Here is a 22,539-nt window from a genome sequence, read left to right as displayed (position 1 = left end):
AGATGCGGGACCTTCTGGCAGCCATCGGTCTCGTCCTGGTGCTGGAAGGGCTCGTTCTTGCGGCATTTCCCGGCGCTTGGCGCAGTGCCGTGAAAGCGGTGCTCAAAGCGCCGGAGACCCCGCTGCGGATCAGCGGTCTTCTTGTCGGCGCTGTTGGCGTGATTGTGGTTTGGCTTGTGCGCGGCTGATGCGGCACACTCGTGCCAGTCGCTATTCCGCCGCAATGGCGGGTGACGCATAACGATCCGGCGGTGTCTGCGCCTCGGCGTCACCCGCTATCCCGCGAGGAGAGGTCATGTCCGCTGGAAGCCGTCTGCTGTCCGCTTTGTCGGTGCCGGGCCTCGCCCTCGTTGCGGCCTTGACCTGCGCCGTACCCGCACCCGCTTTTTCAGCCTCCGCCAAGGGACCCGACACGGTGGCCGATACCGCGGCGATCGTCATGGACGCCGTGGTGAACATCTCCACTTCTCAGAATGTCGCGGCCTCCCGCGGCGTGCCGACACCGCAATTGCCGCCCGGCTCGCCCTTCGAGGATTTCTTCGACGAATTTTTCAAGCGCCGCCAGCAGCCCGATGACGGCGAAGGCAACAACAACAGGTCGCGCAGGGTCTCCTCCCTCGGTTCGGGCTTCGTGATCGATCCGGCGGGTCTCATCGTCACCAACAATCACGTGATTGCCGACGCCGACGAGATCTACGCCAATTTCAACGACGGCTCGAAGCTGAAGGCCGAACTGGTCGGGCGCGATCCCAAGACCGATCTGGCATTGCTGCGGGTGAAGCCGGAAAAGCCCTTGACGGCCGTCAAGTTCGGCAATTCCGACGTGCTGCGCGTCGGCGACTGGGTGATGGCCATCGGCAATCCGTTCGGCCTGGGCGGCACGCTGACGGTCGGGGTGGTCTCGGCCCGCAACCGGAACATCAATTCCGGTCCTTACGACAATTTCATCCAGACCGACGCCGCCATCAATCGCGGCAATTCCGGCGGCCCCCTCTTCAACATGGAGGGCGAGGTCATCGGCATCAACACGGCGATCATCTCGCCCTCCGGTGGGTCGATCGGCATCGGCTTTGCCGTTCCCTCGGCGACCGCAGCACCCATTCTCGCGCAGCTCGAACAGTTCAAGGAAGTCCGGCGCGGCTGGATCGGGGTGCGGATCCAGAGCGTCACAGACGAGATCGCGGAGAGCCTCGGGCTCGGTCGGGCCCGAGGCGCCCTGGTCGGTGGTGTGAGCGACGGCGGCCCGGCGGCGAAGGCGGACATCAAGGCCGGAGACGTCGTGGTGCGGTTCGACGGCAAGGACGTGAAGGAGATGCGCGATCTGCCGCGCATCGTGGCCGATACGCCCGTCGGCAAGGACGTGGACGTGGTCGTGATCCGCAAGGGTAAGGAAGAGACCCTTCGCATCACCATCGCCCGGATGCCGGAAGACGAGAAGAAGGCCGAGGCCGACACGCCGAGCCCCTCCCCGAAAGCGACCGCGTCGCAGCGCTCGCTCGGTCTCGAACTGACGGCGATGAGCGACGAGCTGCGCCGCAAGTTCAAGATCAAGGAGGGCGTCGCTGGCGTCGTGATCCTCAGCGTCGACCGCGGCTCAGCCGCGGCCGACAAGGGGCTGAAGCCCGGGCAGGTGGTGGTCGAGGTCAGCCAAGAAGCGGTTTCGAGCCCGGCCGATATCCGCAAGCGGGTCGAAGCCTTGAAGCGCGACGGGAAGAAATCCGCTCTGCTCCTCGTCGCCGATCCCGAGGGCCAGGTTCAGTTCGTCGCCATCCCGCTGACCTGACGGCCCGCCGTCACGGACGGACGATGTCCTCGCTGGTATAGCCCTGCATGTAGAGCAGTGCGGACAGATCGGCATAGTCGATCCGAACGTGCGCGGCCTCTGCGACCTTGGGCTTGGCGTGATACGCGATGCCGATCCCGGCTTCCGAGAGCATGCCGAGATCGTTCGCCCCGTCCCCGACCGCAAGGGTTTCGGAGGGCGAGAGCCGCAGCCGGTCGCGGATCTCGATCAAGGCCGCGGTCTTCGCGTCGCGGCCGAGAATGGGCTCCTGCACCTGGCCGGAGAAGGCTCCGTTTTCGATCAAAAGAACATTGGCGCGGTTCTCGTCGAACCCGATTCGGGCCGCGATCGGACCAGTGAACAGCGTGAAGCCGCCAGAAACGAGGACGGTATAGGCGCCATGCGCCTTCATCGTCGCGACAAGCTCGGGTCCTCCGGGCGTCAGGTGGATCCGGGTCGCCAAAAGGTCGTCGACGACGCCTGTCGCGAGACCGCGCAGCAAGGCGACGCGTTCACGCAGCGCCGGCTCGAACGCGATCTCGCCGCGCATCGCCCGCTCGGTGATGGCGGCCACGTGATCCTTGATGCCGGCGAGATCCGCCAGTTCGTCGATGCACTCCTGGCCGATCATGGTGGAATCCATGTCAGCCAGGAAGAGACGCTTGCGCCGGTCGGCCGCAAGTTGGACAACGACGTCGATCGGCGCGCCGGCGAGCGTGGCGCGGGCGGATTCGGCCAGGATGCGCGGATCGGCACCGAGCGGGGGATCGAAGGGAATGTCGACTGCCGTGTCGGGCGCGAGCACGCTCGCATCGCCGGCCCCCGGCAAAACGGCACGGACGGCGGCGACGTGATCGCGTGACAGCGGGCCGGTCTTGGGATTGGAAACGAGGGTCGCGACATAAACCATGGGGAAGATCCCGACGAGGATGGCCTGATGCAAGCCCCCGCGGATCGCCCGCGCAGGGCGCAGCCGGACGCGGTGCTCATCGCAGGTCCGACCGCAAGCGGCAAGTCCGCTTTGGCGCTCGCCTGCGCCAAGGCGACCGGTGGTGTGGTGGTGAACGCCGATTCGATGCAGGTCTACCGCGACCTCCAGATCCTGACGGCACGCCCCTCCGCCAGAGACGAGGCCGAAGCCGGTCACTGGCTCTATGGCCATGTCGATGGCGATGCGGATTATTCTGTCGGCCGCTGGCTGGACGACGCTGCGGCCGCCCTCGCCGCCCTGCGCGAGGCTGGCCGGCTGCCTATTCTGGTCGGCGGGACCGGCCTCTATTTCAAGGCGTTGACGCAAGGGTTGGCGCCCGTCCCACCGATCCCGGATGCCGTGCGGCTTAAGATCCGGATGGATACGATCGAGGACAAAACACCGGTCCTGCACAGCCGCCTCGCAACCCGCGACCCGGAAACCGCCTTCCGGCTGAAGCCCAACGACCGCCAGCGGATCCTGCGGGCGCTCGAAGTGCTGGAGGCGACCGGAAGGCCCCTCTCGGCCTGGCAGAAGGCCACCGGACCGGGCCTCATCGCCGAGGATCGCGCTGTGCGCGTGGTGATCGATACCGACCGAGACAGCTTGAAAGCGCGGATCGACACCCGTTTCGACGCCATGATCGAGACGGGCGCGCTCCGGGAGGTCGTGGACCTGATGCGGCGCGGCTTGCCGGCGGGGCGACCGATTCTGAAGGCCCACGGCGTCCCCGCGCTGTTCCGCCATCTGATGGGAGAAATCTCGCTCTCCGAGGCGATCGAGATCGGCAAAGCGGACACCCGCCGGTACGCCAAGCGGCAGGAAACCTGGTTCCGCCATCAGATGGCAGACTGGCCGCGCGCCCCCCCCGAGGCGGCCCTTCAGACGATCTTGCGTGTCCTTGGCTGACCCGGCTGAGTGTCGCCGCGACGACGGCTTCACCATCCGAGCACACCGTGTAAGATGACAAGACATGAAGCGGGCGGAGAGGTGGGCATGCCGGAGGGTCCGGGACCCTGGGCGCAGGTGGACGTCCTGCTCGACCGGTTTCTGTCCGGCCGCCTGACATTCGACGCGCTCACCCGTGACCTCAGAGCCGCCTGCGCAGTCGCGGACGGTGCATCTGCACTTCGGGTGCGTCTTCAAGGACATATCGATGGCCGGCGCCTCGCTCTGGCGCTGGCCGAGGCGATCTACGCGAAGGCGATCTCCGAAGTCGAGCCGCCGACGCAGCCGCACATCGCAGCGGCTTCATCCTCCTCAGCAGCACCGCGCAATGCCGAGGCACGGCTGGAGGATGCCCTTGTCGGGACTCTCGTCGACCGCTACCGCACCTTGAAAGGTTCTGGGCCGGAAACCACGGCACGGGACCGCTCGCTCGACCAGGATCTTCAGTCCTTCCTTTCGCTGCGGCTTCGCAAGCAGGCGCAAGTCGGGGCGGAGGGCGCGGCCGGACCATCGCGCGTGGATCTGAGCGAACCCGGTATCGGCACCATCCTGCGGGACCGTTTCGTCATCGACGCGGAACTCGGCCGGGGCGGCATGGGGATCGTCTACAAGGCGGTGGACCGGCGACGCCTAGAGACCGGCGCGCGCCAGCCTTATGTCGCGCTGAAGCTGCTGAATGCTGAATTCGGCGCGCATCCGGATTCGCTGCGGGCGCTCGAAGCCGAGACCCGCCGCACCCAGGAACTGCCGCACCCCGCCATCGTCACCGTGTACGATTTCGACCGCGACGGGGCCCGACCCTATATCGTCATGGAATTGCTTGAGGGAACCTCGCTCGACCGTGTCATGCGGCAAGAGCCGAATTTCATCGGAAGCCCCCTCGCCCGCTCTGTGATCCGGACGGTCATCGACGCCCTCGCCTTCGCACATGCCCATGGCGTCGTGCATGCAGACCTCAAGCCGGCCAACGTCTTCCTGTGCAAGGACGGACGCACCAAGCTGCTGGATTTCGGTATTTCCGCCGCGCTCCAGGCCGACGAGACAGGTGCCTTCGATCCGACCACGCTGGCCGCGGTGACGCCGGCCTATGCCACACCGGAGCGGGAGAGCGGCGCCGCCCCGGACTCGAGCGACGACGTCTATGCGCTCGGCTGCATGATCCACATCTTGATGAGCGGGCGTCATCCGTTCGGTCGGCGCTCCGGTGCGAAAGCCAAGGAGCAGGGCTTGACACCGCCGTCACTGCCGATGCTTTCGGCCGGCGAAGAACAGGCGGTGCGCGCCGCACTGTCGTTCGACAAAGCCGATCGACCGGCCGACGCCGGGGGCTTCCGCCTCGCCTATCTTTCCGGCCGGGATGCCTGAGCCCCGCCGCCTCCCTCTGTTCCGCTCGCACCACCGGGGTTTGTTTCTTTCCGAGACCGCCGCCTTCCTCAGGCCGAGCGCGCCTTCAGCCGCACCGCTTTGTCACGGGGCGGCCGCAGCCGCCGCCACACGGCCGCGGCGCCCGCGACCCCCAGCCCAGAGCCCGCAACCCAAAGCGCAGGACTGATGCCGAGGCCCGGTGTCAGATTCGCCTCTGCGACCAGCCAGGGGTCCACGCCCGTCGCGAGGCCGTACCAGGCGATCTCGCCCAGCGCCGTCAGAAGTCCAGCGATGAGCGCCAGCCCGCCCGCCACCGCTGCCGTCAATTCAACCCGAACACGCTGCACCAATCGGTATCCGAACAGGAGGATGAGGAATCCCATCATCATGATCGGCTCAGTCACGTCGAGCTTGGATTGGATCAGGAAGTGCGCGAGCGCGAGCGGCGCGACCAGATAGACGCTGCGATGGAGCAGCAGCCAACGCCGCCCGCCCATCCGGCGGATGACACGGTCGAACGAGGTCGAGGCGAGAATGAGCAGAAAAACCAGGGCGATCGCGCCGATGGCAAGATAGAAACGCAGGACAATCTCGCGCCCGACGGTCGCGAGATTGAAGCCCTGGTCCGCCACATAGAGGGCCAGATGAAGCGCAGCATAGCCGAAGGCGGCAACACCGAGGCAGCGCCGCGCAAGCACGAGTTTCGGCCAATCGAAAAGCCGCCGAACCGGTGTTACGGCAAGGCTCAGGAGCAGAAAACGGACGGCGAACAGCCCGGTAAAATGGATCGCGGCCATCAACGGCCGCGCGCCCAGATTTCCCATCGCTGCATCCACTGCCAGCCACAGGACCGGTAAAATGGCGGCGAGAAACGCCACCGTCTTCTCCGGGCTAAATCGCCCGGACTTTTCGTGAAAGAGGTTCATTTGCCGTCCGTCGCGAGGGTCGTGCCCTGTTTACGCGCCCGGAACCTGGAAAGTTACACCCCCGCGCGCACAACGCCGTGAGACCCGCACGTCTCCTCCGTCCGTCCCGCTCAGATCGCGACCGGCGCCTTGATGTGAGCATGCGGCTCATAGCCGGCGATTGCGATGTCTTCGTAGCGGAAGGCGAACAGGTCGGTCACCTTGGGGTTCAGATCCAGCCGCGGCAACGGGCGCGGGGCGCGGGAGAGTTGAAGGCGCGCCTGATCGAGATGATTGCGATAGAGGTGCGCGTCCCCGAACGTATGGATGAAGTCGCCCGCTTCGAGCCCGGTCGCCTGCGCGACCATGTGGGTCAGAAGCGCATAAGAGGCGATGTTGAAAGGGACGCCGAGGAAAATGTCGGCGGATCGCTGATAGAGCTGGCAGGAGAGCCGCCCCCGCGCCACTGCGAATTGAAACAGGCAATGGCACGGCGGCAGGGCCATATCGGCAATGTCGGCCGGATTCCAGGCCGAGACGATGAGCCGGCGGGAATCGGGATTCTTTCGGATCTCCGAAACGACCTGCGTCAATTGATCAATGGTGCGTCCGTCGGGGGCCGCCCAAGAGCGCCATTGGCGCCCATAGACCGGTCCGAGATCACCGTTCGCATCGGCCCATTCGTCCCAGATCGTGACGCCATTTTCGCGCAGATAGCGCACATTGGTGTCGCCGGCGAGAAACCAGAGCAGTTCGTGGACGATCGATTTCAGATGCAGCTTCTTGGTCGTGACCAAGGGGAAACCCGCCGACAGATCGAACCGCATCTGGTGGCCGAACACGGACAGCGTCCCCGTGCCGGTCCGGTCGTCCTTCGGCACACCATTCTCCAGAACGTGCCGGAGCAGATCGAGATAGGCTTGCATCAGCGCTCCGCACCGCCGGGCCGACAGTCACTGGACAGACATAGCCCCTTCACGGGCCCGGTCCAAGGCGCCGGAGCGGCGATGGCGGCGCCATCCACGCCTCGATCAACGCCAACCGGACTGCATGCGCGGCGCGGGAAAGCGCTATAAGACACTGTGGCTGCGGCGCGAAGGCGAGACGACATGGCTGGGGCATCGGCGGAACGGGCGAACGCACCCCCCCTGCGGGCTTCCGCGGCAAGCCTCCAGGGCGCCGGACGGGAGCGGAACCAGGACGCTTATCTCTGCGCACCAGACCACGGTCTGTTTGTCCTCGCCGACGGCGTCGGTGGGCTTGCCGCCGGTGAACGTGCGAGCTGGGGCATCATCCGAACGTTCGAGAACGCGCTTCCCCTTCCCCCGGCCTGGGAGGCACGGGTTCAGAGCGCCGAAGCGTGCATACGTCGCGCGAATGCGGACTTGTTCGAAGACGGGCGCAACGCAAAGCCCCCCTTTGTCATGGGGTCCACCCTCGTCGCCCTGCTGGTCGAGGGAGAGCATGCGGCCTGCCTTTGGGCCGGCGATTCGCGGCTCTATCTGCTGCGCGAACGTATCCTGACGCAGGTGACGGAGGACCATAGCGCCTGGGTCAGCCTTCATCACACTGGCGGAAAGCGGCCGGTCCTGACCCGCGCTGTCGGCGTGGAGCCCGAAATCGAGATCGAATCCTGTGTCATATCGCTGCGGCAGGGCGATGTTTTGCTGCTGTGCTCGGATGGAGTTTCGGGCCCGGTTGGCCATGACCGGATGACACATCTGCTCCAGGATCGAACCGGCGATTCTGCGGCCCGCCTCGTCCAAGAGGCGCAGCACGCTGGCGGCCGGGACGACGCGACGGCGATCGTGGTGGGGATGATGGGCGCCGGTTTGAATGAGGACAGAGACGTGGAACGCGACGACACGATCCGTCTCCGGCCGGCAACCGAAGTGCCGGTGGAGGTTACGCAGCGCGGGCCGGAGACCGGCGCGCTGGCGCGCCTCGAGCGGGTCTGCTGGCAGATCGCTCACGGCAGCTACAGCCATGCTGACGAATTGTTCGAAATGACCATTGCGGAGGATGCCTCGCCAACCTTGCGCCAGCTCGCCGAATCGTTCGGTTTCATGCTGGTCCAGGTTGAAGCGCGGGAAATGCGCCTCACGGGCCTTATCGACGACCTGCGGGCTGCGCACGCCGATCTTGAGGTGGCCAACCGCCGGCTCGCCAAGGAGAACGCCGAACTCGCCGTGACGGTCGAGCGCCTGAAAGTCGATATCGACCGAAAGGAGTTCCGCCGCGAGGTGGGGGAGATCGTGGAAACAGAATATTTCCAGGATCTGCAGCGGCGCGCGCGCGATATGCGCGCGCGCCATGGCACCGGCAAACGGGAAGACGGACGATGACCTGCATCATCTCGACCCATTCGTACCGAGGCGGGACCGGCAAGTCGAACATCACCGCCAATGTAGCGGCGCTGCTCGCCGGGCAGGGCCATCGCGTCGGCGTCGTGGACGTCGACATCCGATCCCCCGGCATCCACGCCCTGTTCGGGGTCGATCCGCATGCGATGCGTTCCACCCTCAACGATTTCCTCTGGGGGCGCTGCGAGGTCGAAGACGCGGTGATCGACGTCACCCAATCGGTCGTGCCGCAGGGCGCCGCCTTGGGCGCGGGCCGCGTCCTTCTCGTGCCGAGCAGCATGCGCACCGGCGAGATCGCCCGGATCCTGAAGGAAGGTTATGCGGTCGAACTGCTCAACCAAGGCATCCATGCCCTGTGCCAGAAGCTGCAGCTCGACTATCTCCTGATCGACACGCATCCGGGGGTAAATGAGGAGACTCTCTTGTCGATCGCCGTCTCCGATTGCCTCCTCCTCGTGCTCCGCCCGGACCAGCAGGACTATCAGGGAACAGCGGTGACGCTGGAGCTCGCGCGGCGGCTGGAAGTGCCGCAACTGGTGCTGGTGGTCAACAAGGCGCTCGCCTCGATGAACATCGCCGAATTGCGGGACGAGATCGAGGCCGCCTACCAGACGCCGGTGGCCTGCGTTCTGCCGCTCAGCGAGGATCTGATCCGGCTGGGCAGCGCCGGCGTGCTCCAGGCGGTGCGGCCAGATTCTCCATATCTGGCGGCCCTGAAGCAGGTCTTGCCTTATATCGCGCGCAGCGTTCCGGGCAGCGGGCAGAGCTGAGCAGACGCCTCAAAGAAGCGGCCGGCTGCCGACGATCACGCGCTGCAGATAGAGAAGGTTCTCCGATACGTTGAGTTGGAGGTCGTTGACCTTGCTCGGCTCCAGATCATAGATCACGCGCCATTGCGACTGATCGCTGGCCCGAAAAAGGGCCATCGCAGCGACGTATTCGGCCTCCGGAGCCACTTCGGCCTTGAACGGAATATTGGCGTTGGGCGGGACCAGAACCTCCCGCCGGAAGGCGAGGCTGCTGCCGAGATAGGCCTCGTCCCCGCTGAACATGGTCTGAAAGTCGCTCTGGAGGAACAGCACATTGCTCTTCAGCGCGTAAATCCGCACCACGACCGGCGCGGCGACCCCGGCGGGCGAGGGATTGATCGTATCGTCGGAAATGATCCGAATGCCGATAATGGTCTGTTTGGGCGGAGGCAGGAGGCTGCCGCAGCCGGCCAAAGCCGCCGTGCCGCCGGCTGCCAGGGCTGCCGCCCCGCCGCGCAGAACGTCTCGCCGCGAAATTGGGCGAAGACGATCCGCCGTGCGCTTGATTGGATGTGACACGCCGTCTCGGCTCCCCCTTGGAGAAGCCCTGCGGCCCTCCTCTCACCCGCCACGATCGCGCTATGCTCTCGGCGAAACTCATTGCCGAAACATGACATTCCTGATCAGGTTCGGCGCGGGTGCTTAATGATTTTTACCCGAGGGGCCGCCGGGGTTCAAAAAAAATCGACATATTGCGCGCTATTGAGTGGGTGATGGCCGGGGATCGCGCTGGCGCCGGGCAGAACGGGTTGGGAGGCGACACGCATGACTCCGATTGATCTTAAGCCGCTGATCTCGCGCTTGAACCAGGTCTCTCGCGCAGGCTTGGAAAATGCCGCGGGCTTCGCCCTGATGCGGACCCATTACGCGGTCGAGGTCGAGCACTGGTTAACCAAGATGCTCGAAGACTCCACGTGCGACATTTCCGTGATGATGTCGCTCTACGGCATCGACGTCGGACGGGTGCAGCTCGACATCAGCCGCAGCCTCGATCGGCTGCGCTCCGGGAACAGCCGCCCGCCCGGCCTGTCGCCGGACATCATCTCCGCCACCAAGGAAGCTTGGCTGCTGGCCTCGATCGTCTCCGGCCTTGGACAGGTGCGCTCCGGCCACCTTCTCTGGGCCATGTTGGCGGACGAGAGCCTCAATCTCCGGCTCAACGACATTTCCTCCGAATTCCGCGCCCTTTCGGTCGACGCGCTGCGCAAGGACTTCCCTGCCATCATGGCGAAGTCGGGCGAGCAGACTTCGGCCACCCTGCCCGGTGCCGGCCCGGCCGGCGCGAGCGAGCCGGCAGCGGCGGGCGGCCGGAGCGGCGACGCCCTCGGTCAATACACCGTCGACCTCACGGCCGAAGCGAAGGCCGGGCGGATCGACCCTATCCTCGGCCGTGACGACGAGATCCGGCAGATCGTCGATATCCTGATCCGGCGCCGCCAGAACAACCCGATCCTCACGGGCGAGGCAGGGGTGGGCAAGACCGCTGTCGTAGAGGGATTTGCGCTGAAGATTGCGGCCGGCGACGTCCCGCCCGCGCTGCGCGACGTGTGCCTGCGCACGCTCGATCTCGGCCTGCTCCAGGCGGGCGCCAGCATGAAGGGCGAGTTCGAGAACCGCCTGCGCTCGGTCATCGACGCGGTGAAGGCCTCACCTGTACCGATCATCCTGTTCATCGACGAAGCCCATAATCTGGTGGGTGCCGGCGGCGCGGCCGGTCAGGGCGATGCGGCGAACCTGCTGAAGCCGGCTCTGGCCCGCGGCGAACTGCGCACAATCGCCGCGACCACCTGGGCGGAGTATAAAAAATATTTCGAGAAGGATGCGGCCCTCACCCGCCGCTTCCAAGTCGTAAAGGTCGAGGAACCGTCTGAGCCACTCGCCGTCGCCATGTTGCGCGGCCTCGTTCCGGTGCTTGAAAAGTTCCACAAGGTGCGGATTCTCGACGAAGCGATCGGCGAAGCCGTGCGCCTGTCCGCGCGCTACATTCCCTCGCGCCAACTGCCTGACAAGGGCGTGTCGCTGCTCGATACGGCCTGCGCACGCGTTGCCGTGAGCCAGACCACCATTCCAGGCGCAATCGAGGACCGCGAGCGGCGCGTCGGCCGGATCGACGCCGAGCTGGCGCTACTGAGGCGGGAGGCGGCGGTCGGCACGGCGAATGGGGGGCGCCGCACCGCGCTTGAGGACGAACGTGCGCAACTTGTCGAGGAACGGGCCGCGCTCGACGCGCGCTGGCAGGAGGAAAAAGAGCTGGTCGATCGGCTGCAGGCGATCCGCACCGCGCTCGAGACGGCGCCGCCGGAGGACGACACGGATGCACTGAAGTCCGAGTTCACCGAGCTGCACGATCGGTTGCATACCGTTCAAGGTGAAAACCCGCTGGTGTTCCCGCTGGTGGACGGCCAGGCGATCGCCGAGGTGGTGCAGAACTGGACCGGCATTCCCGCCGGCCGGATGCGGTCCGACGAGATCCGCAACGTGCTCGCCCTGCAGGAGACCATGGAGCGCCGGATCGTCGGCCAGTCGCACGCGATCAATGCCGTGGTTCAGGCAATCCGCACCTCACGGGCCGGCCTCACCGACCCGCGCAAGCCGCTCGGCGTATTCCTAATGGTCGGCCCCTCGGGCGTCGGAAAGACCGAGACCGCCCTTACACTCGCCGAACTGCTCTATGGCGGCGAGCAGAACCTCACCACGATCAACATGTCGGAGTTCAAGGAGGAGCATAAGGTCAGCCTCCTCATGGGCTCGCCTCCCGGCTATGTCGGCTATGGCGAGGGCGGCATCCTGACCGAGGCGGTACGGCGCAAGCCCTATTCGGTGATCCTCCTCGACGAGATGGAAAAAGCCCATCAGGGCGTCCAAGACGTGTTCTTCCAGGTGTTCGACAAGGGCCACATGAAGGACGGTGAAGGCCGGGACATCGATTTCAAGAACACGATCATCATCATGACGTCGAACGCCGCGTCCGATCTGATCGCGAAATTGTGCGCCGACCCGGACACGGCACCGGAGCCCCACATCCTCGCCGAGGCGCTCCGGCCCGAATTGATGAAATATTACAAGGCCGCCTTCCTCGGGCGCGTCACGCTCGTCCCCTATCTGCCGCTGACCGACGAGGTGATCCGCAAGATCGTCGTCCTCCAGATGGAGCGCATCCGCCGGCGGGTGGCCGATGCCTACGAGGCCGTGTTCGACTATGATCCGGCCTTGATCGAGACGATCGCGGCGCGCTGCACCGAAAGCGCGTCCGGCGCCCGCAACATCGAAAACATCCTCTCCCGCACCCTGCTGCCGGAAATGTCGGCGGAGATTTTGCAGGCTCTGGCGCAGGAGAAGCCCATTGAACGCGTGACGGTCGGCATCGGGCCGGACGGACAATTCACCTATTCGGTGGCCTGATACGCCCCGACCGGAGCCGGCCCATGCCCCCCGCCGCACGCATGACAGACAAGGCACTGCAGGCAGCCCCGCATTGCCATGCGCCCATGCATCCGCCTGCCCCGGTGCCGACCCCGGTCCCGCATCCCGCCATGCCGCTCGCGATCATGAAGGGATGCCCGACCGTGCTGATCGGCAACATGCCGGCGGCACGGGTGACCGACACGACCATGCCCTGCATGCTGGCCGGCTGCGTGCCCGGCGGGCCGGGCATGATCCTGAAGGGATCCGCCACCGTGCTGATCGGCAGCCTGCCGGCGGCACGGGTCGGCGACAGCACGCTCCATTCGAGCTGCGTCGCCCCGATCCCGAGCCCGAGCGGAACCATTTTGCCGCCGGGCTGCCCGACCGTCATGATCGGCGGCTGAGCATGCGCCGGCTCCATTTCGAGACGTTGCGGCCCATCTGCCCGGCCTGCCGGCTGCGCGGTCAGGAGGTGCGCCTCGATCTATGCGCCGACGCGGAAGATGACGCGGGCGTCCGCGCGGGGGTGCTGCTCTGTCGGGACGGGTGCGGCCAAGCCTATCCCATCCTCGGCGGGACGCCGATTCTGGTGCCGGATCTCGCCGGCTGGCTGTCCGCCAATCTCCATCTCGTGCTCCAGAGCGGGATCGAGAGCGAGGCGGCGGAGGCGGCGATCGGCGCAGTCACCGGCCCGGATTCCGCATTCAACATCGTGCGTCAGCAGCAATCGAGCTATGGCCACGGCCATTTTGGCGATCTGTCTCACGGAGATATCGATGGCGTCGGCGACTCGTCACCGGGGTTGGGCAGCGTGTTGGCATGCCTCGACGCCGCCGTAACGCGCCTTAAACAGAGCGAGGGGCCGACGTTAGATATCGGTTGCGCGGTAGGGGGATCCACATTCCGCCTCGCCGCTTCCACATCGGCCCCGGTTCTCGGTATCGACGTCAATTGGCCCCTGCTCAAAGTCGGCCGCACGGCCCTCGATCACGGCATCGTCACCTATCCCCTTCGCCAAGGGGGAACTCGCTATGAACGCCGATCAGCACCCGCGAACTTTCCGGGGAGCGAGAGGGTGGATTTCTGGATCGCCGACGCATTGGCCCCACCGTTCGCGAGCGGAACGTTTGGGCGCGCGGTCGGCCTCAACATTCTCGACTGCGTTGCCGATCCGCAGCGCTTGATCGCTGAACTTGCAAGGATTCTTCGCATTGGCGGCGGCTATGCCCTTGCCACTCCATTCGACTGGGCAAGCCACGCCACACCTCCAGCCCAGTGGATCGAAGGGCCCGCAGAGGTTACCCGCCATCTGGCGGCCCAAAACCTGAGCGGCGATGCACCCGTGACGCTTGCATGGCATCTGCGCCTGCACGCTCAAGCTACAATGACTTATTGGTGCATTCTTTTTACAGGACGGAAGGCTTGAACTTTTCCGTAGCGTGGGGGACGTTCCGGTTGCGCGACCGTCAAAAATGGATGCTAAGGATCTCGCGCGTCGCTGAGCAAGCGAGGAATACGGGGGAAAAACCATGGCCATCTATGTGAATTACGACGGCATTCCGGGGGAAGCTACGCAGCAGGACCACACCAAGTGGATCGACGTCCTGTCGCTCTCCTGGGGCGTCGGCCGCGGCATTTCGACGGTCTCCGGATCCACCGCCAACCGCGAAGCCTCCGAGCCGTCGGTGAGCGAAGTGTCGATCGTCAAGATGTTCGACTCCTCCTCCCCCAAGCTCTTCACCGAGGCCTGCACCGGCAATGCCGGCAAGACGGTCAAGATCGACCTGACGACGACCGGCAGCCCCGGCGTGACCTTCTGCACCTACACGCTCACCAATGCGCTGATCTCGTCCTATTCGGTCTCCACCAGCGGCGACCGCCCGACGGAATCGATCTCGATCTCCTTCACCAAGCTCGAATTCAAGTTCACCCCCTACGACGGCACCAACAAGGCCGGTACCCCGGTCACCGTCTCCTACGACATGTCCACCACCAAGAGCTCGTGACGTCGTGACAGCGCAATGAGGGGCAAAGGCCGACCGACAAACGGCGGTCAGCCTACCTTTCGCCGCTAAATGGTTCAGAGGGGCACATGACCACCATCAGAGAGTTGGAAAAAGCCGTCGCTGCCATTTCGCAGGGCGCCAACGCCGTGACGCTTCGCTCGGTGCCGCTCGCAAATCCGACGATCACCAACGATCTCGGACCGGTCACCTCAAAGATGGAAAAACTGAAGACGATCTATACTGCGATCGCCATCAATTATCTGCTCGGGATGTCCAAGGCGCCGCACGGGTACGACCATGTCAACTTTGCGGGGATGAGAGAGGCCATTCGCAATCTTTCCGAGCAGTTGATCTTCAGCGAAAAGCTCGTCACATCTAGTTATGCACAGTCCATCAAGGATCTGACTGACCGCTGCAATCACGCGAAGATCACCTCCCAGGTCGTCGCGGTCACCAAAGCTCTGACGCCTGAACCGACCACACCCGTTTGGGCAACAATGCTCGACGTGACATTGGCGACGGGTCTCAGCTTTGTGCCGTTCGTTGGTCCCGTTCTCTCTTCGGCTGCAACTGGTGGCCTCGGCAAGCTTGTGACGGGCCTCGCCGGAATGGGTGTGACTGAAGTAAATCTGCAATTGGGCGTCGCCACTTCCTCGTCCTACAATAAGGATTTTAAGGCGACAACGTCGGCGAAGGACGGCCTTCTGCAAATGCCTGGATCCGGCATAACAGCCATCGCAGGAACCATCGGCACCAGCAAGACCACGGTCGGATCTGCACTTGTCAGCTACCTCGCAGAGCGTGACAAGAAAAAGGCGAAGAAAACACTCGAAGATCCGACTGCGTTTGTAAATAGCTTTGGGAAAGTAATAAATCCAATAACTCAGAATCAACTTTTAAATAACAAGATTTTTGAAAATATTCGATTAAATGTTAGCAATCCAACGATTGTCACTGCAGTTGGAAAAGTCGAGAGCTGTCTTGAAAAAGAAAGCGACACAGTTGAAAGCTACATCGACAAGTTTGGCGAGGCCGTCGAACTTTCCGGAAGCCTGATCGTCGCCGTTGTCACGTCATGCGTCGTGGATTCATTCGGTGATATTTTAGAGGCCTACAAGACAGAGTTCGACTCGATCAAAAGTAATCCCAAGTTTTCCGGCATGCAGCCATGGGTCAAAAGCAGCGAAGATCAGGGAGATAAAGCTCGGATCCTCGCGTTGGTTATTACGGCCTATTATCTCAATCCCGGCATTAAGGCTTCCGTCCATTCCAAGACCGGAGCGGGCGTGGCTTTCATGGGGATGTTTGGCGCAGCCGGGCTGGACGTATTGATCGAGTCCAACATCCGGGACGGGCTTTTCATCGGACGTAGCCAACATACCAGTGGGCCGCTCGGAAATCTTTCAGCTCAGAAGGAAAATATTAAAGAAACCTTCCGAGACGAGGGAAACCCAACTGTCGCTTTTGCAACAGCAGCGAAGAAGGGCGAAAATTACATCGTTACGGTCAAGGACTCGATGATCGGAACGATTAATAAGGTTCTTTTCGCCAACAATAATATGGGGCATTTTAAGGAAATTATTACGATATTCGCAGCCTCGAATATGATCGTGAATGCCGTCTGGAAGGCTGCGGCAACCCAGCAAAAGCTGGACGTTTGGTTCTCAGAAAAATTCAAAGTTCCCAAGAAAGCTGTCGACGCCCTGAAGAGCGCGGGGTTCGTAAAAACCTATACCACGACGATCGGCCGGGTGAGCAATGATGAAAAGTTACGTCACATGGGTGGCGCAACGATCAATCAGCAGACTCGTACGCTCGAATACAGCGATACCAACAGAAAGACCGCAACGCTTAGATATTATGACGGCACATTCAAGGGAGCCAGCGACCGTGAAAAGGTCATGCTCTATTTGTTTGCGCGTGCCGTCACCAGCGACGTCAATCTCTTTCATGTTTTCATTGGCATTGTGTCCTGGGAAACAGTGAAAGAGCAACTGCACGCCGTGATTGCGGAGATCAACATTTCTTCTCACTTCGTTGATCAAGCAGATCTCCGTCCTGCGTCGCGATAGGATTATGAATTACCCGGTCCCCGTGCGCATGACACAACAACCACCCAAGATAGGATGAAGGATCAACCATGGCCATCTATGTGAATTACGACGGCATTCCGGGGGAAGCCACGCAGCAGGACCACACCAAGTGGATCGACGTCCTGTCGCTCTCCTGGGGCGTCGGCCGCGGCATCTCGACGGTCTCCGGATCCACCGCCAACCGCGAAGCCTCCGAGCCGTCGGTGAGCGAAGTGTCGATCGTCAAGATGTTCGACTCCTCCTCCCCCAAGCTCTTCACCGAGGCCTGCACCGGCAATGCCGGCAAGACGGTCAAGATCGACCTGACGACGACCGGCAGCCCCGGCGTGACCTTCTGCACCTACACGCTCACCAATGCGCTGATCTCGTCCTATTCGGTCTCCACCAGCGGCGACCGCCCGACGGAATCGATCTCGATCTCCTTCACCAAGCTCGAGTTCAAGTTCACCCCCTACGACGGCACCAACAAGGCCGGCACCCCGGTCACCGTCTCCTACGACATGTCCACCACCAAGAGCTCGTGACGCGTCGCTCCGACGCTCTATGATGCCCGAGCGGGTGGGAGTCTTCCGACCCCCACCCGCATTTGCCCGCGAAAGACCGCCGGCTCGTAAGAAACTGGGTCTGCCGGACGGAGGTGTTGCCGCATGACCGCGCCCGTTCAGACCGGCCGCCTGATCCAACTGACCACCCCGCTCGGGGGCGATGTGCTGATCGCCACCGAAGTCTCCGGGGACGAAGGCCTGTCGCGCCTGTTCCGCTTCACCGTGGAAATGTCGTCGACCAATGCCGGGATCACCGCCGACAGCCTGCTCGGCAAGTCGATGACGGTGAAACTCGCGCGGCCGGGTGAGGATCCGCGCGCCATCAATGGCATCGTGACCGCCTTCTCCGCGGCCGACCAGATGGTCAACGGCATGCGCCGCTACCAGGCGGTGATCGAGCCCAAATTGTGGCTGCTCACCCGCACCGCCGACTGCCGGATCTTCCAGAATCAGACCGTGGTTCAGATCGCCGAGACACTGCTCTCCGACGGCGGGATCACCGACTACAAAAAGCAAGGCATTTCCGGCACCCACCCCTCGCGTGAGTATTGCGTTCAATACCGCGAGACGGATTTCGACTTCCTGGTGCGCATCCTCGCCGAGGAGGGAATCTATTTTTACTTTCAGCACGAGAGCGGAAAACACACCTTGGTGCTGAGCGACAGCACGTCGGGCTATACGGACTGCGCCGACAAATCGGTGCAGCACGCTCAACCCACCTCTTCGCTGACGCTCGCGGTGCACACCTTTTCGTCCGGCTACAGCTTCCAGTCCGGCAAGACCACGCTCAAGGATTACGATTTCGAGCAGCCGACCTCGGATCTCACCGCCACGACCACGACCGTGCTCACGAACTCGGCTTTCAAATCCTGGGAAATCTTCGACTATCCCGGGGATTATACCCAGAAGAGCGACGGGACCTCCCTCTCGCGCACCCGCATGGAGACCCCGGAGGCCGCCTATGCGGTGGCGAGCGGGACCGCGACCTATCCGAGTTTCGTTCCGGGTGCGAAATTCACCATGGCGAAGCACGAAGTCGCAAGCGAGCAGAACAAGCAATATGTCCTCGAGACGGTGACCCACCACGCCAGGGACCTGTCGCATCTCGGCAACCAGGACGACGCGGTCGGCTATAGCAACCGCTTCACCGCACTGCCCGCGACCGTGGCGTATCGTCCGCCGCCGGTGACCCGCCGCCCGCTGATCCCCGGACCGCAGACCGCACTCGTGGTCGGGCCGTCGGGCGAGGAGATCTATTGCGACAAATATGGGCGGGTGAAGCTGCAATTCTATTGGGATCGGCTCGGCAAGAAGAACGAGCAAAGCTCGTGCTGGGTGCGCGTCGGCCAATGGATCTCGGGCGCCACCTGGGGCTCACAATTCACTCCTCGGGTCGGCATGGAGGTGATCGTCGCCTTCCTCGAAGGGGATCCCGACCGGCCGCTCGTCGTCGGCAGCGCCTATAACGGCCAGAACATGCCGCCTTACACCCTGCCGGACAATAAGACGCAGAGCGGGATCAAGACCCGGTCGAGCAGCGGCGGAAGCGCTACCACCTTCAACGAATTGCGGTTCGAGGACAAGAAGGACAGCGAACTCGTTTATATGCACGCGCAGAAGGACTTCACGCGCGAAGTGGTCAATGACGACACGTTGACCGTGCAGCACGATCAGACCATCACGGTGAAGAACAACCGGACCGAGACCGTGCAGGAGGGAAACGAGAGCGTCACGATTTCAAAGGGCAATCGCTCGGTGACGATCTCCGAGGGCAACGAATCCCTGACCGTCACCAAGGGCAATCAGAGCGTGACCGTGTCGCAGGGCAACCAGACGACGACGGTGTCGAAGGGCAATTCCTCGACCACCGTGTCGAGCGGCAATTACACGCTCGATCTCGGCTCCGGCAACGCGACCTTAAAGTGCGACGGCGGCAGCATCACGCTGCAAGCGGCGCAAACCATAACATTGAAGGTCGGTGGAAACTCCATCACCATCAATCAGAGCGGCATCACCCTCAGCGCGACGCAGATTTCCCTGTCCGGAAGCGCGAAGGTGCAAGTCAGCGGACCCATGGTAAACATCAGCGGAAGCGGGACCGTCTCGGTGAAGGGCGGCCTCGTCAACATCAACTAGGGCAGAATCATTTGTCATGGAGGTGGGATTCCTTCCTAAGGTCCGTTTTGCGCTGGCGGAACACCTGTGCACGCTGCTCGAACCGAGCGACGAGGCGGCAGGTGTCCTGAAACCCGGCATGACGGCGGCCGACTTTATCGGCGCACTGGCCGCTCAGGACCAGACTATCGACGCGATTCGCTATCTGGCGGTCGGGCTCCCACGGCGCGAGGCGGTGTGGTGGGCCTGCATGAGCCGGCGGCGCTTTCTCGAAGAGGAGCTTCCACCTTCCGAGCTTGCAGCCTGGGCCGCGGCCGAGACCTGGGTCTACGAGCCCACCGAACCCCACCGCCGTGCCGCCCACGCGCCCGCGGACGCGCTGAAGTTCCAGACGGCGGGCGCCTATGCCGCGCTGGGCGTGTTCTGGTCCGGCGGCAGCCTCGCCCCGCCCGAAGTGTCGATCGTGGTGCCGCCGGGGGATGCACTCACCGGCAGCGCGGTTGCAGCCTCTGTCATCCTGTGCTGCGTGCCGGGACCAGCCAAGACGATCGGGGAACGTCATCGCGCGGCCTTGGCGATTGGGATTGACATCGCGAACGGCGGGTCGGGCCGACCTGTGCAGGAGCAGATCCACGCATGACAGCGGTGCTTCGCCTGAAACTTCTCACCTCGATCGAGGGTCCGCCGGACCAGCAGAGCCGCAGCCTGACTTCGGGCGCGCTGAAGATCGGCCGCGAAGAGGGCAATGACTGGATCATCGACGATGGATCCAGGCTGATTTCGCGCCACCATTGCACCATCACGGCAAGTGGCGGCCTGTTCGTCATCATCGACAGCTCGGCGAACGGTCTGTTCATCAACGATGCAAAGCAGCCGCTTGGACGCGGCAATTCGGCGATCCTCAGCGACGGGGACACCATCCATCTCGGCCATGTTTCGATCGCAGCCCAGGTGGGCGAGCAATTGGTCACGGAGGCGGACCCGTTTCGGGCGATCCTGCCCCGGCTGGATTCGCCGGAGGTGCCAATGCCCCAGCGCGCCCCGGACCCGTTCGATCTGCCGGTTTCGATCCCCCCCGGCCGCAGATCGGCCCCGTCCATGAACGTGCCGGACCCAGGCTGGCCGAACTTCGAGCTGCGGCCGCTGCCGGACCTTGTGCAGCCCTCTTCAAAGGCAGAGGCGGTCACCCTCGCGGACCACATTCCCGCCGAGCAGGAAGCCATCCTGCCGATGCGTGTCGTAAAGTCGGAGATCCCAGAGGATTGGGACGCGGATTTGATGCCTCGGCCGCCCGAACCTGTGACTCCACGGGCCCCGCGGCTTCCACAACCGCCGTCCATCCCGCCGTCCAGCGCATTCGATGCGCCGCAGGCGCCCCCGCCTCCCGCCGCATCCGCGACCCCGCAGATCCCCGATTGGGATCTCGATTTCGACCCGGCGCCCGCGCCGCCTCCCGCCGGAGCGCCGAATGCTGTGGCTCTCGCGCTTCTCGAGGCTCTGGCGCGAATCGAGGCGGAAGTCGTTGGCAGCGACGAGTCGGCTCTGCTCGCCGGTCCGCCCGTCGAGGTGCTGGCGCGGATCGAGTCCGAGGAATCCGAATGGATCGGCCTGTCCTTGGCCAGTCTTTCGGCGCGGGTGATCGCGAAGTTGAAACAGGCTGAGGTGCGTTCGGGCGGGGGCGTCCCGGAGACGGACGCGGCGCCCTCCAGGTTCGGCACCTCCCTCCCCCCCGCACCGGAAAGCGACCTGTCATGAGCGAGAACAGCAAGGTCGTATGGTCGGAGGGCATGTTCCTCCGTGCCCAGCATTTCCAGCAGCAGGACAGATATGTGGAGCGGCTGGTCCGGCGCCGGGTCGAGGGGCTTGCGTCCTACCCGTGGGGGTTGCGCTCTCTGGTTCTGAACACCAAACTTCTCGGTCTCGGGAAATTTGCGGTCGATACCTGCGACGGCGTGTTCGAGGACGGCACGCCGTTTTCGGTGCCCACTGACGACCAGCATCCCCGGCCGCTCGACCTGCCACCGGCTTTGACAAACTGCATCGTCTATCTGTGTGTCCCGATTCTTCTGCGCGGGGCGCCGGAGATGGATGTCGAGACGCAGTTCAATTCCTCCTCGCGCTTTCTGGCTGAAGAGCAGGACGTGGTGGACGCGATCAGTGGCTCGCAGAGCGTGTCGCGCGTTCGGGTCGGGCGCCTGCGACTCACCCTTATGCTGGAGCACGAGGACCGCTCCGGATTCTTTTGCCTGGGCCTTGCGCGCATTCTGGAAGTCTCCGCCGATCGCCGGGCGCAGCTCGATCCCAATTACATTCCCCCCGCCCTGCATGCCTCGGTGTCCCCGACCCTCGTGGGATTTCTCAACGAAGTGCAGGCGATGCTGCACCATCGCGGCCAGGCTTTGGCCCCGCGCGTCACGGGCTCGACCAGCCACGGCGTTGCCGAGATCGCGGACTTCCTGATGCTCCAATTGGTCAACCGCGTGGAGCCGCTGCTCGGTCATCTCGCCAGCCTGCCGAGCCTGCATCCCGAGCGCCTCTATGCCGCCCTGCTCGAACTTGCCGGCGAATTGTCGACCTTTACCACCAACACCAAGCGGCCCCAGGAACTGCCCGCTTATCGCCACGACGATCTCGAACTGAGTTACGGCCATCTGATGCCGGTGCTTCGTGCGCTGCTGAGCGCCGTACTGGAACAGGCCGCGGTTCAGATTCCGCTGCAGGACCGCAAATATGGCATCCGGGTCGGTGCGATCACGGATCGCGCTTTGCTCGCCGGCGCGGTGTTCGTGCTCATCGTCAAGGCCAGCATGGCGGGCGAGGCGATCCGGCGGACGCTGCCCGCCCTGATCAAGATCGGTCCGGTCGAACAAATTCGCGATTTGGTTAATGCGCAACTTCCCGGCATTCGTGTTCAGCCGCTGGCGGTGGCGCCGCGTCAAATTCCGTACAATGCCGGTGCGGTATACTTCCAGCTGGAGGCAGATAATCCCATCTGGAAGCAACTCATGACATCGGGCGGGATCGCGATTCATCTCGCGGGCGATTTCCCTGACGTCGCAATGGAGCTATGGGCAATCCGGCGATAGTTGCAATCGCCCCGAAAGTGCCACACCGTCATTGGAGCGCAACAGCAGGCCGTCAAAACGCAGTGTGCGGACGAAAGCGAGCAGATGAGCCCAGACCCTCAGGCCGACGAAGATAGGGACGCGACCATCTTTTCGCCTGCCGCTGG

20 protein-coding genes are annotated in these 22,539 nt (G+C 63.7%); 16 read left to right on the top strand and 4 right to left on the bottom strand.

All coding sequences use genetic code 11. From position 1 onward, the window contains the following. Positions 1 to 2: 2 nt before the first annotated feature. Together EDC64_RS18585 and EDC64_RS18580 are read left to right on the top strand one after the other, a co-directional pair. Positions 3 to 188, top strand: coding sequence for a DUF2065 domain-containing protein (locus EDC64_RS18585; protein ID WP_132034152.1), 186 nt, complete (start codon positions 3 to 5; stop codon positions 186 to 188). Between the two features lie 107 nt (positions 189 to 295). After that, positions 296 to 1,783 (top strand): Do family serine endopeptidase, encoded by a 1,488-nt coding sequence (locus EDC64_RS18580; protein ID WP_132034150.1) that lies wholly within the window; start codon positions 296 to 298, stop codon positions 1,781 to 1,783. 10 nt (positions 1,784 to 1,793) lie between these two features. On the opposite strand, the gene serB is transcribed toward EDC64_RS18580, so the two are convergent. Further along, positions 1,794 to 2,693, bottom strand: coding sequence for a phosphoserine phosphatase SerB (serB, locus tag EDC64_RS18575; protein ID WP_132034148.1), 900 nt, complete (start codon positions 2,691 to 2,693; stop codon positions 1,794 to 1,796). A 27-nt stretch (positions 2,694 to 2,720) separates the two neighbouring features. Here serB and miaA point away from each other — a divergent pair, with 27 nt between their 5' ends. Then, on the top strand, positions 2,721 to 3,662 hold the full coding sequence (miaA, locus tag EDC64_RS18570; protein ID WP_132034146.1) for a tRNA (adenosine(37)-N6)-dimethylallyltransferase MiaA: 942 nt from the start codon (positions 2,721 to 2,723) through the stop codon (positions 3,660 to 3,662). Between the two features lie 87 nt (positions 3,663 to 3,749). Further along, the gene (locus EDC64_RS18565) at positions 3,750 to 5,066 is read left to right on the top strand and encodes a serine/threonine-protein kinase (RefSeq protein WP_165933815.1); all 1,317 of its coding nucleotides are present in this window, start codon (positions 3,750 to 3,752) and stop codon (positions 5,064 to 5,066) included. Between the two features lie 68 nt (positions 5,067 to 5,134). On the opposite strand, the gene EDC64_RS18560 is transcribed toward EDC64_RS18565, so the two are convergent. Both EDC64_RS18560 and EDC64_RS18555 read right to left on the bottom strand, forming a co-directional pair. Further along, positions 5,135 to 5,944 carry a protein-methionine-sulfoxide reductase heme-binding subunit MsrQ gene (locus EDC64_RS18560; RefSeq protein ID WP_245504775.1) on the bottom strand — a complete coding sequence of 270 codons (810 nt, stop codon included), beginning with the start codon at positions 5,942 to 5,944 and terminating at the stop codon, positions 5,135 to 5,137. A gap of 158 nt (positions 5,945 to 6,102) precedes the next feature. Beyond that, positions 6,103 to 6,897, bottom strand: coding sequence for a thymidylate synthase (locus EDC64_RS18555; protein WP_132034140.1), 795 nt, complete (start codon positions 6,895 to 6,897; stop codon positions 6,103 to 6,105). A 183-nt stretch (positions 6,898 to 7,080) separates the two neighbouring features. Between EDC64_RS18555 and EDC64_RS18550 the strand changes: the two genes are divergently transcribed. Next, positions 7,081 to 8,316, top strand: a complete 1,236-nt coding sequence (locus tag EDC64_RS18550; RefSeq protein ID WP_132034138.1) for a PP2C family protein-serine/threonine phosphatase — start codon at positions 7,081 to 7,083, stop codon at positions 8,314 to 8,316. Continuing rightward, positions 8,313 to 9,104: a MinD/ParA family ATP-binding protein gene (locus tag EDC64_RS18545; RefSeq protein WP_132034136.1), complete on the top strand. Its 792-nt coding sequence runs from the start codon at positions 8,313 to 8,315 to the stop codon at positions 9,102 to 9,104. The genes EDC64_RS18550 and EDC64_RS18545 overlap by 4 nt, the downstream gene beginning before the upstream one ends. A gap of 9 nt (positions 9,105 to 9,113) precedes the next feature. Here EDC64_RS18545 and tssJ read toward each other — a convergent pair whose 3' ends face one another. Next, on the bottom strand, positions 9,114 to 9,662 hold the full coding sequence (gene tssJ, locus EDC64_RS18540) for a type VI secretion system lipoprotein TssJ (RefSeq protein WP_132034134.1): 549 nt from the start codon (positions 9,660 to 9,662) through the stop codon (positions 9,114 to 9,116). Positions 9,663 to 9,908: 246 nt separating this feature from the next. Here tssJ and tssH point away from each other — a divergent pair, with 246 nt between their 5' ends. The 10 genes from tssH to tssK all read left to right on the top strand — a co-directional run bounded on the left by tssH (position 9,909) and on the right by tssK (position 22,393). Then, the gene (tssH, locus tag EDC64_RS18535) at positions 9,909 to 12,545 is read left to right on the top strand and encodes a type VI secretion system ATPase TssH (protein ID WP_132034132.1); all 2,637 of its coding nucleotides are present in this window, start codon (positions 9,909 to 9,911) and stop codon (positions 12,543 to 12,545) included. A gap of 23 nt (positions 12,546 to 12,568) precedes the next feature. Then, positions 12,569 to 12,952 carry a PAAR domain-containing protein gene (locus EDC64_RS18530; protein ID WP_132034130.1) on the top strand — a complete coding sequence of 128 codons (384 nt, stop codon included), beginning with the start codon at positions 12,569 to 12,571 and terminating at the stop codon, positions 12,950 to 12,952. Positions 12,953 to 12,954: 2 nt separating this feature from the next. Then, positions 12,955 to 13,974 carry a methyltransferase domain-containing protein gene (locus tag EDC64_RS18525; protein WP_132034128.1) on the top strand — a complete coding sequence of 340 codons (1,020 nt, stop codon included), beginning with the start codon at positions 12,955 to 12,957 and terminating at the stop codon, positions 13,972 to 13,974. A gap of 103 nt (positions 13,975 to 14,077) precedes the next feature. Beyond that, complete coding sequence (locus EDC64_RS18520) at positions 14,078 to 14,554, top strand: Hcp family type VI secretion system effector (protein ID WP_132034124.1); 477 nt, start codon at positions 14,078 to 14,080, stop codon at positions 14,552 to 14,554. An 86-nt stretch (positions 14,555 to 14,640) separates the two neighbouring features. After that, positions 14,641 to 16,626 carry a P-loop NTPase family protein gene (locus EDC64_RS18515; RefSeq protein WP_132034126.1) on the top strand — a complete coding sequence of 662 codons (1,986 nt, stop codon included), beginning with the start codon at positions 14,641 to 14,643 and terminating at the stop codon, positions 16,624 to 16,626. 68 nt (positions 16,627 to 16,694) lie between these two features. Next, positions 16,695 to 17,171 carry an Hcp family type VI secretion system effector gene (locus EDC64_RS18510; RefSeq protein WP_132034124.1) on the top strand — a complete coding sequence of 159 codons (477 nt, stop codon included), beginning with the start codon at positions 16,695 to 16,697 and terminating at the stop codon, positions 17,169 to 17,171. 123 nt (positions 17,172 to 17,294) lie between these two features. Further along, on the top strand, positions 17,295 to 19,328 hold the full coding sequence (locus EDC64_RS18505; protein WP_132034122.1) for a type VI secretion system Vgr family protein: 2,034 nt from the start codon (positions 17,295 to 17,297) through the stop codon (positions 19,326 to 19,328). A gap of 16 nt (positions 19,329 to 19,344) precedes the next feature. Then, a complete protein-coding gene (locus EDC64_RS18500; protein ID WP_132034120.1) occupies positions 19,345 to 19,947 on the top strand; it encodes a DUF6931 family protein in 603 nt (200 codons plus the stop codon). Continuing rightward, positions 19,944 to 21,062 carry an FHA domain-containing protein gene (locus EDC64_RS18495; RefSeq protein WP_132034118.1) on the top strand — a complete coding sequence of 373 codons (1,119 nt, stop codon included), beginning with the start codon at positions 19,944 to 19,946 and terminating at the stop codon, positions 21,060 to 21,062. The genes EDC64_RS18500 and EDC64_RS18495 overlap by 4 nt, the downstream gene beginning before the upstream one ends. Continuing rightward, the gene (gene tssK, locus EDC64_RS18490) at positions 21,059 to 22,393 is read left to right on the top strand and encodes a type VI secretion system baseplate subunit TssK (protein ID WP_132034116.1); all 1,335 of its coding nucleotides are present in this window, start codon (positions 21,059 to 21,061) and stop codon (positions 22,391 to 22,393) included. The genes EDC64_RS18495 and tssK overlap by 4 nt, the downstream gene beginning before the upstream one ends. Positions 22,394 to 22,539 lie beyond the last annotated feature (146 nt).

Source organism: Aquabacter spiritensis, from assembly GCF_004346185.1.
GTDB lineage: Bacteria > Pseudomonadota > Alphaproteobacteria > Rhizobiales > Xanthobacteraceae > Aquabacter > Aquabacter spiritensis.
The sequence above is the reverse complement of the archived record's forward strand: the minus strand, read 5'-3'. Positions and strand labels throughout refer to the sequence as shown.